The sequence below is a fragment of the Cohnella sp. OV330 genome (assembly GCF_900112065.1).
GTDB lineage: Bacteria > Bacillota > Bacilli > Paenibacillales > Paenibacillaceae > Cohnella.
Genome location: NZ_FOKE01000003.1, coordinates 555,643 through 566,003, shown reverse-complemented (window position 1 = coordinate 566,003; position 10,361 = coordinate 555,643). Strand labels below are relative to the sequence as shown.

General features: G+C 64.6%; 2 protein-coding genes. Both read right to left on the bottom strand.

Going from position 1 to position 10,361, the window contains the following annotated elements:
• Positions 1 to 196: 196 nt before the first annotated feature.
• Entirely contained in the window at positions 197 to 9,772 is a 9,576-nt protein-coding gene (locus tag BM235_RS09430; protein ID WP_090111978.1) for an S-layer homology domain-containing protein, read from the bottom strand.
• Positions 9,756 to 10,358 (bottom strand): cupin domain-containing protein, encoded by a 603-nt coding sequence (locus BM235_RS09425; RefSeq protein ID WP_090111976.1) that lies wholly within the window; start codon positions 10,356 to 10,358, stop codon positions 9,756 to 9,758. The genes BM235_RS09430 and BM235_RS09425 overlap by 17 nt, the downstream gene beginning before the upstream one ends.
• Between the last annotated feature and the right edge of the window lie 3 nt (positions 10,359 to 10,361).

Sequence of the window (10,361 nt, the reverse complement as noted above, 5' to 3'; positions counted from 1 at the left end):
GCGCAAAATTGCGCTATTTCCGAGCCCTAAGGTAGTTGCAGACGAAGAAGCGGATCCGCGCTTACGAGAATAGCGCAATTTTGCGCTATTTCCGAACACCATTTTAGCGACTGGCGAGCCAGGTAGCCTCGGGTACGTCGGGCGTAACGCGAAGAGCCCCGGCTTATTTTCCGCCGGGGCTCTCTGTATGTGCCGATCAGGATTTTTTCGTGATACGACCGAGCGCACCCAGCGCGCGGAGCACGACGGTCGCAGCCTCGGCTCGCGTGGCCGTAGCGCCTGGATTCAGCTTGCCGCCGCTGCCCTTGAGCAGCCCGCTTTGCACCCCATAGGCGACCTGCATCCGCGCCCACTTCGACACTTTACTGCCGTCGCCGTAGGCGGAGAGGAGGGCGTCGGCGTTCAGCTTGATATCCGGCGCGATGCCCTGCGCGCGGAATAGCATGACCGCCATCTCCTCGCGCGTGACCGGGTCGTTCGGCCTGAACTTGCCGCCCGCGCCCTGAACGATCCCGGCTGCGGTCGCCGTTGCCACGGCCTCCGCATACCAGGCGTCCGCCGGCACGTCGGCGAACCGCTCTGCCGCAACTCCCGGTCCGGCGCCGCCGGCGAGCAGCGGCAGAACGAGCTTGACGAACTCGGCCCGCGTGACGCTGCCGTTCGGTCGGAACGTGCCCGCCGGGTCTCCGCTCACGATCCCCCGAGCCGCCAGCACCTCAACATCAGCTCGGCTCCAATGATTCGCCATATCGCCGAACGAATACTCGGCGATCAGTACCGCGTACGTGCCCGGCTCCATTACCGCCGACTCCACGCTGCCCGAAGCCCCGTCGACGATGCCGCCGGCATACGTCCACTTGGACTTGTCGCCGGCGTCCTGACGGTACAGCCCAAGCTTGCGAATGTCTGCGCCCGCCAGCTTCGCGGCGTCATAAGCGATCGTCAGCTTGCCCGGCGCCGCGAGCGTGCCTCCTGCTTCAAGCTTCCATGCATAGACGTCCGATACCAGCTTCAGATGCGCATCCGCCGGCGTCGGGGAACCGGACACCTTCGCAGCCGTCACCTTCTTGGCCGCTCCCGCCGCGCCGCCGCTGCCGGGCAGCCACAGCTTCAGCTTGCCGCCGAAGAAGCTCAAGGTCCCGCCTTCGGCGCCGACCTCGCCGCTCTCGGCGTCCTGCTGAGACGGATCCTGCGGGTTGCCGCCCGGATTGCCCGGACCGCCTCCGGTGCCGCCGCCAGCCGCCTTGGTCGTGACGAACAGCGTCTGCGCCGGAGACGCGTTGCCGGCATCGTCGATCGTCCAGATCCGAATCTCGTACGACTTCGACGGAGAGAGTCCGGCGATCGCGTACTTGCCGACGCCCTTGCTTACCCGAACCGGCTCTAAGGTCATCTCTTGCCCTTCGGCCGCCCACTGCAGCCCGATGCCGGACAAGTCGCCGTCCGCCGGGTCCTGCCAGGTCAGGCTCACCGTATCGACGCCCGGAGCGACCGTACCGACCGTCACGGGTCCCGGCGGCGCGATATCGCCCGATACAGGCTGGGCGCCTGCCGTGCCGGCCGTCGTCCTCGCGGCGCTATAGTTGCCTGCCGCGTCATAGGCGCGAACCTCGATGTCGTAAGACGTATTCGCATTTAAGCCCGTCAGCAACGCGAATTTTTGGCCTGCATGCACGTCGACGGTCTTTCCGCTTTCCGCGCCTTGCGCCTTGTACGAGACCACGACCTTCGCCGTATCCGGGTCGGCCGCGTCTCTCCATGCGACCAGCGCCTGGCTGCCGTCGGCCTCAGCCTCGAGCGACGTCACCGCCGCCGGCGGCGTCGTGTCCGTCTCCGATACGTCGACTTCGGTCTCGAACGCTTCGCCCAGCGGGATGCCCGCGTAGCTCTGCAGCGCCGCGTCGACGCCGACTTTGTACGCGGCTCCCTCGCGAAGCGGTTGATCCGGCACGAAGCGTACATGTCTCGCCGAACCGTCCGCGACCGGATCGATCGCCGTCCAGACGCCTGCGATCTCGCCGCCGTCTTCGGGATCGATCACCTTCAGCAGATCGGCGCCGATCGCGTCTCCCTTCACGTGACGGTCGAATAGAATGTCGACCGAAGCGCCGCCGGGCGCAGCCTCGACCCGCACCGGCTTTGCCGGCAGCGTCGAGATCATCGCCACGTTGACGTCGAAGTGCGGCGGCAGTACCGTCAGCTCCTCGCTTTCCGCGGACAGATAGCCCTCCTTCTCGAACAACACCTTCCATTTGCCCTTCGGCACGTCCCACGCATACCTGCCCTCCGCGTCGGTATAGAGCGGATTGTCCTGCCCGTACCAGTCGGCGTCCCAGACGTCCCAACGGCTCGTCGACTCGTTCCAACGCAGGACGGTCGCCTTGACGCCCTCGATCCGCCGGTCCTCCGTCATCTCGTAGACGTACCCGCTCGGATCGTAGATCCACTCGGGATCGGCGATCTGCTTTTTCGGCTTCTTCGGAATTTTACAGTACGGATTGCTGTCGATGTCGCGGTTCAGGTTGGCGACCATGCCCGCCAGTTGGCCGTCAAGCACCTTGCCCGCCGCGTTGCTGACGAGGAACAGGGCGATGGTTCCCAGTCCGAATGTGGCCGGTCCTGCCACGGCTCCTGCGACCATGATCGCCGCCTTCGTCAGCTCGACCGCGATCAGGTGATTTTTCAGAAAGTTGATATGATCCATATAGGCCGGCACGAGATGCGGATCGCAGTAACGCGCCACTTTATCCATCAGGTACTCGAGATCCGCGAGCGTGTCGCCGCTGCCCCGGCCGTCGTAGATGCTGTAGGCCGCATCGATCGTTTTCCACGTGTTTTCCCCGGCCGTCGACTCGAACGCCATCGCGACGCGCGCCGCTACGACGCGGACCGCGCCGTTCAGCGTATGGACCGCCGCGGATTTCTTCCCGCCGCCGATCTCCGAGGCCATGCCGGCGTAGATCTTGTTCTCGGCGCCGGCCGCCAGAAGCGCCATCGCCTTGCTCGCGTCCAGACCCGCCGCGAACTGATCGTCCGGCAGATATCCGGTAAGCTCGAGCCGAAGTACGCCGCCCGAAAACGACTGCTTCAGATTCACGCCGTACGCCGGGACGCCCGTCTCTTGCTCGAGACTCAGATCGTTCGCGCTCGGCGTATACGACGTCCGCTCCAGCGTCGCGTTCATCGTGAGCTTCGCGTCTCCGACCGATGCGGGCAGCTTGCCTTTGTACGACATCGACTGGCTGCGATCCCCGTCGGACCGCGGAGATACGACGAGATCCTCCCTGACCGCGTCGCGGAAAGGCTGCGGCAGCTGGTCGCGGATCTCCGTCGGCGTCGGCGGCGTCGGATCCAAGGAAGCCGGCGACTCACTCGTCTCGTAGTCTACGCCGATGGCGCCAGGATCCGAGATGCCGTTCAGCACCGCCTGGTAGACACCGTCCTTCAAGCTGGCGGGCACGCGCGTCTCGCCGATGTAGAAGGCCACGTCCTTGGCCAGTTCAGGATGATTGAACTTAAGCGTCAGGACGAAGGGGAGTCCCGGCGCGAATACGTAAGGGAAGCGCGTCGCTCCGCCGCGCGGATCGAGCCGAATCGTCCGGCCGTCGCTCTGCTTCATCGTGAATTCGATCGGCTCCGCGATCCCCTCGTCGAAGCTGACGCCCGCGGCTTCGCTGCTCCAGGTTTTACCGTTCAGCGACGCGACGGCGCGAAGCTGCCAATCGGCCGTCTTGCCTTCCCCAGGCATCTCGACGGAGGCCGACCATCTGCCGTTGGGCGATGCGTCCGCCGTCGCGACGATCTTGTCGCCGGCCTGTACGGCGACCTGACTGTCGCTCGGCGCCGAGCCCGTCACGACAAACGCGCGGAATGCCGTCCGGCTCGGCGCGGATATCGTGACCTGCGAGAGACTCGCCCGCGCGGTTCCGAGCTCCTCTTCTTGCTGGGAGCCCTCTGCGTCATACCGGATGCGGGGCGATACGTCCAGCTCGCGCGCCTCAGGCTCATCCGCGATCTGGAGCTGATACTGCAACGTTCCCGCGCCTCTACCTGGAATCGTCCCCATCTGCACGACGTAACGTCCGTTTTCAAGCGTTGGCGTCACGGGTTTGCCGTTCCAGATCACGCTGTCCGGCACGAGCGTCGTCTCCGCCGGTACGTCCAGCACGAGAGCTGCGCCGCCGATCTGCGCATAGGTCACGTTGGCGTAGGATGCACGCACCTGAAGCGCCGTCCCCGGCGCCGGCCGGGTCGTGCCGAGCAGCACGGCGTTGCCGGACTGTCCCGCGAACGCGCCGCCGAGCGTCGGCTTCAGCTCGCCGAGATCGACGGAATCGCGATCCGCGACGGTAAAAGTCCGGAGCAGCGACTTGCCGCCGCCAGCCGCCACGCGGAGCTCGTAAGTGCCCGCGCCGGGCAGCGCGACATTGAAGTCGCCGTCAGCCGGCACGCCCTCGCTCTTCACGTAGGAACGGTTCGCACCGTCCAGCCGGTAGACGGTGAGCGTGGCAGGAACGTCCGACACGTTCCCCGCCACCTTGCTGATCTTGTTTTCCAGCCGGATCGTGGCCTCTCCCCGCAGGTCTTGACCGATCATGGCTTCGACGCAAGTACTGGCATAGCCCGCCTCGTAGCCATTCGCGCATACCGTTACCTTTTGTCCCGCTTCTGCGTACACGAGCATCGGATTGCCGCTGCTCACCATGCCCTCCTTCGCGTAAACGTGATAGTGGACCATCTCGCGCCAATCGAGGTCATACGGCCCGATCCACATGCCATTTTCGGATTCCGTATACAGATTCAGCCTGACGATGGCGGGGATGCGCTGCTTGTATTCGATATTCAGCGTCTGCGTCTGCCCGGCGACAGCCTCCGTCTTGATCCACCCGGAGCTGAACGAGCCTCCGACCTGCGCTTGCACGTAAACCTCTCCGGCCGGCGCGTTCACCGTGTACTTGCCCGCGTCGTCCGTCATGGCCGTGTAATAGCTGCCCCGGAATGTGACCTGCACCGTCGCGCCGCGAACGGGCAAGCCGTTCATATCGCTGACCGTGCCCTTAAAGGTCGCTTCGGTCTTCAGCGCCGGATGCAGCTCCGCCCGGTTGCGGCCGCTGACGAGGGTCAGCGACTGCTCGAGCGGCGCATACTGCGCGTCCCCGGGAATCGCCCGGATCGTGACGGTCTTCCCGATCATTCCCTTGAAGGCCGGGAAAGACAGATTGCCGTTGAACGGCGTGACGCCGGATGCGAGCGTCGCGCCCGATTCATCCGAGACCAGCACCTGCACGTTCGGCGCCGAGCCCGACGGATAAGAGACGGCTAGCGACAGCTGCGCGGGCAGCTGCGGCTTCGTCGATGCTTCGTGATTGCCGCCTGCCTCGGCCGCGATCGGCGGAACCTGCGATTCCTCGAGCAGGTCCAGGCCGCCGGCGCCGATGAGCGTCAGCTTGTAGTCATCGGCCGCGGGCAAGCCTTTGAAGCTCGCCTCGAGCGCGCCGTTCAGCGTCACGGTCCGGTATGCGGCCGCTTTTTTGCTGTATAGGGTCAGCAGGCTGTCGAACGGAATCTCGGAGCCGGCTTCGAGCGCCACTTTGACCGTGCCGCCGACGACGATCGGCTTCTGCAGCGCCTCGGCTTCGTCGGAGACGCCTTCGTAAGTCATCTTGCCCAGGATCGAATCCAGGCTCACCGCGAACTTCGGGATCGTCAGGCGGCCTTCGTACACGCCCGGCTGCGCGCTCTCTGCAAGCTCGGATTCGGCGGTTCTGGCGATGCCGTTTTTATCCTTGTAAGACAGCGTCGCGTTCGCCTCGGCGCCGGACGGCGCGACCAGCTTGAGCGCGATCGTATCCTCCTGGCCGACGTGCTGACGGTTGTAGAAAGGCATCGCGTAGGTGAAGGAAGCGATGTCGGTCCCGCCGACCGCGATCGTCTTTTCGACCGAATACGGCGATTCCGTCCCCGCCGCGTCCAGACTGTGGACCGCGTACGTATAGGTCCTGCCCGAGAGCGCCGTCCGGTCTGCGTATCCGCGCGCCGCCGCGTCGCTCACCGTCGCGACCGTCGTCCACTCGCTCCCGCCGGTCTTGCGGACGATGCGAAATGCGGCGATGCCGGCTCCGGCAGACGGCTCGCCCCAGGCCAAGCGTACTTCGCCTGCCTGAAGCGACAGCGTCAGGTCCGCAAGCCCCGTATCCGCCGTCGTGCGCGCCGTCGCCGTCGGTCCGTCGGCCGTCCAGACGCCGCCCGCCGCCGAGGCCTGGACCGCGAAGTTGTAGTCGGTCGACGGCGAGAGTCCGGTCACGACGGTCTCAAGCGTTCCGACCGGCACTTCGACCGGCGTGGGGCCGCCCGCTACGCGGTAGCCTCCCGTCGCGTTGGCGGCGGCGGTCCAAGTCAGCTTCACGCTGTTTTTGCCGACGTCGGAGGCCGTCAGCGAACTGCCCGCGGGCCAGCTTGCCGCCGGCGCTGCCAGCGCGATCCGCTGAATATACGCGCCATAGCTATATTCCGCGCGTTCGCTGCCCCGAACCATGTTTATCATGGTCGAAACATAAGCCGCACGCGTGCCGTCGCCGCTCATACGGCTTTTGAACGCGCTCGACGTCGCGGCCAGCGCCGGATCGTAAGGCTGGCTGACCAGGGATGCTTTCTTTGCGATGCGATCCCATGAATAGACTCTCGTGTAGTTGCCGGAAAGGCCGGGCACGATGTCTTTCCCCGACGACTCGAACAGCACCTGCCGGCCGTCGGCGCTGATCGCCGTAGCGGTTATATAATCGAGCGACGTGCTGCTCTCGATCGGCACTTCGATGAGCGGCGCGGGGATCGTCCCCGGAGGCGCGTTCGCGTCGAAAACATACGTCTGGTACTGGTTGTTCTGCAGCATCATATTAAAGACCGCGATCTTGCCCGAGGCGTCGAGCTTGATCTCGTTCGAATACTTCCGGTCCTGGATCATCCCGCTGATCCAGACGAGCTTCTTGTCGTCCGGATCGTGCCAGTCGTACCAGTAAATATCCGAATCGCTGCCCGTATCTTCTTCGTCGAAGGAGTAGTACGTGTTGAACGCGATCGTCTTGCCGTCCGCGCTCAGGTCCAGCGATCCGCTTGACGCCCCCGGCGACTTGCCGTTCGGGAGCACCAGCGCTTCCGGTTCGCGGGCAGCCGTGCTCATGATGACATTGTAGTAGTTGGTATCGGTCGGCGGCTCATCCACGAGATTTTTAGCGTTCGTGCTGAAAATGATCGTGCTGCCGTCCGCGCTGATGACGGGGCCCGAGCTATCCCCGTTCGCCTGTCCGCCGTTCACGTACGGCGTGCTGATCTTGGACAGCGATGTATCCCCTTGCTCGTCGAACGTCCCGTTGCCGTTCACGTCCCGGTCCATGAGGAAAACATCCCATTTGCCGTTCGTGTCCGGCGCGTCCTCGAGCAGGTTGGAAGCCGCGGAGCCGAATACGATATACCTGCCATCCGCGCTGATCGAAGCGCCGCCCGAGCTGCCGTTGCCCAGCTTGCCGTCCCACGTCCGGCTAATCAGGCGGACCGAGCCGAGCTCCGAGTCGTAGAGATAGAGCTGCGTGGTCGACGAATACGAGTTGTAGGGCGCCGTCCTATCGTCCTCCGGGACCAGGAAGTGCATGTCGCTCGTGAACAGCGTATAGCGTCCGTCGCCGTTCATATCGGCGACATAAACATTCTGGCTGCCGGCCGGCCCGCCGGTCCCTCGAAGCACATCCATTCGCACGACGGCCGGACCCGACGGGAGCTTGACGCGAGACCACTCGCCGCTGCCCGCGTTGCCGTCTCCGTCCACGATCGCGATCGCGAATTCGTAGAACTCGCCGTTCTCCAGATTCGGCACGAGCGCGGAGACGACGCTCTTCGGATACAGCGGCGATTCGAACGCCGCGCCGCCGGGCTTGCGCCAGCGCACCTTCGCCCCGACGATATCCCTATCTCCCGGATAGCTCCAGGATACCTGCGCCCCGCCCAGGACGGGAACGACCGCCGCGGCGGACGTTCCGGGCGCATTTGTTTCCTTGGCGCCGAGCGTCTGCGCTTCGACCTCGGGCGACCAGGCGGACCAAGCATAACCCGCGGTCCCTGCCGCCACTTGATAACGGTGCGGCGATCCAAGCGCCAGACCGTCCGCCGCGAACGAAGTGCCGGTCACGATGCCTGCGAAGCGCCCGTCCTGCAGCACCTTGTAATAGGCCGCGCCGGGCACGGCAGGCCAGCTGAGCGCTACGTAGGTTCCGCCCGGCTCGGCCGTGACGGCTGCGCCGTCCGGCCAAGCCGGCGCTTCGGCGCCTGTATTCAACGCGACGGCGTAGATGTCTCTGTATGCATCCGGATCCGCCGATTCGGCCATATTCGTCGCGGCGGTCTCGAACACCATCGTGCCGCCGTCCGCGCTCAGCGTCCCTCTGTCCGCCGGCTGGTCGGCATTGGCGCCGCCGGCCGTCTTGCTGACCCGAATCGTCGTGCCGGCGATTCTGTCGCGCACGTACACGTCCGTGCGCCCGGTATCGGACTCGTCGTACGCGCCGTCCGTATGGAACGAGACGTAGCGGCCGTCCGCGCTGATCGACGGATCGTAGGCATCTACGCCAGGCTGCGCGCCTGTCCCGTCCAAGCTGACGAGCTCCGTCGTCCCCGTCTGCCGCGAATAGACGTAAACGTCCTGTGCCGGCTTCGTATCGGCCGCGACGATGTTGCTCGCCTTGGACAAATATGCCACGTAATTGCCGTCCGCGCTGATCGCGGGGTAATAGCTGTAGTTGTTGCCCGTCGTTCCGTTCGGCGCCCGGCTGATCTTTTTCATCTCGTTCAGCGCCGCGTCGTATAAGTAGACGTCGCGATACTTGTAGGAGTAGTTGCCGCCGACATCGTCGGGAACGATCTCCTTGGAAAAGGAGTCGAAGGCGACGTAGCGGCCGTCCGCGCTGATCGACAGCCTGGAGCGGAAGGTTTCGTAAATGTAAAATTGTCTCGCGACGAGCCTGACCTTGCCGCTTCTGCGGTCGAGCAGCCAGATGTCGCAGGTGCCCTGGCTGCTCGTCTTGCCGGCGTATACGACATAGCGGCCGTCCGCGCTGACTTGATAGGAGCTTCCCGCTCCGGCAAATTCGGAGCCGGGTACGTACTGCGCGACCCGCTGCACCGCTTCCGACTTAGCATCGTAGAGGAACAAATCCTCGTAAAAATTCGCGTCGCCGCTTATGAGGTTTTGCGCTTTGGAAGTGAATAGCACGTAGGTGCCGTCGAAACTCACAAACGGTGCGTAGCTGTCGCCGTCGGCCTGCGACCCGCCCGCCCCGCGGCTGATCCGCTTCGTAGTCCCGGTCTCGCGGTCCTGCAGGAAAATGTCCTGCTTGCCGTTCGTATCCCCGTCGACCAGGTTGGTCGAAGCCGAAGCGAACGCCACGAATCTGCCGTCGGCGCTCACGGATGCCGAACGGCTGTCGCCCGTACCGGGCGCTCCGGCGACGGCTGCACTGATCTTGACGGGAAGCCCGTAGACTGCGCCGGCGATGGACATCTTCTCTGCATCGTCTGCGTATACGCCGTCCTTCACCGACGGTTCAAGATCGTTCTCGAGCGAACCGCCGAGCTGCTCCAGCAGTCCGGAGAGCGTTAGATCCTTCGTATCGGCTGCAGCGGGTTCCGCATACGCCAGCTGCTCCAGGCTTCCGGTCAGCAAGACAGCGGCGAGCAGTCCGGCGAGACCTCGTTTCCATGCGAGCCGGTCAAGAAATCTCCGCATACCGCTCCCCCGCTCCTTTCTTTTCCTCCGAAGCCGAGCAATAGAGCGCCAGCAGCCTGCGTTCCACGCCGCGCCACTGCGCGATCCGGTACAGCAGCCCGAACATGCCCTTCTGCAGCCAGACCGGCGGACCGATCAAGTAGCTTTCGCCCATTCGAATGACGACGGCCAGTTCCAGCATGCTTTTCGGCATGCCGTTCGCGCCCGTTCTGCCGTCCCGCGCCAAGCCGTACTGCATGCGCAGAAACTTCTCGAAGCTGCGCGCCGGCAGCACCTTCACGCGGAACGCGATCTCCGTATTCTCCTGGTTGTAAAAGCGATGCTTCGAGCCGAGCGGCGCCACCGCCTTCTGGCCGGGCGCGAGCAGCAGGGTCTTGCCGTCGCAGTCGAGCGACAGCCTGCCTTCCAGCGCTTCAAACTCCTCCTCGAACGTCGTATGGTAATGCAAAGGCGTGCCCCCTCCGGGCTGGAGGCGGACTTCCACCCATTCATAGGCGCCGCCCGACTCCTGCGCCGTCGTCAGGAAGGTTACGGCGTCCCCGATCTGAGGATTTTGTATCGTCCTGGATGATGATGTTGCAGACATGTC

Coding starts and splice junctions, on each gene's coding strand:
- BM235_RS09425 (WP_090111976.1), bottom strand. CDS start 10,358: ATGTCTGCAACATCATCATCCAGGACGATACAAAATCCTCAGATCGGG.
- BM235_RS09430 (WP_090111978.1), bottom strand. CDS start 9,772: ATGCGGAGATTTCTTGACCGGCTCGCATGGAAACGAGGTCTCGCCGGA.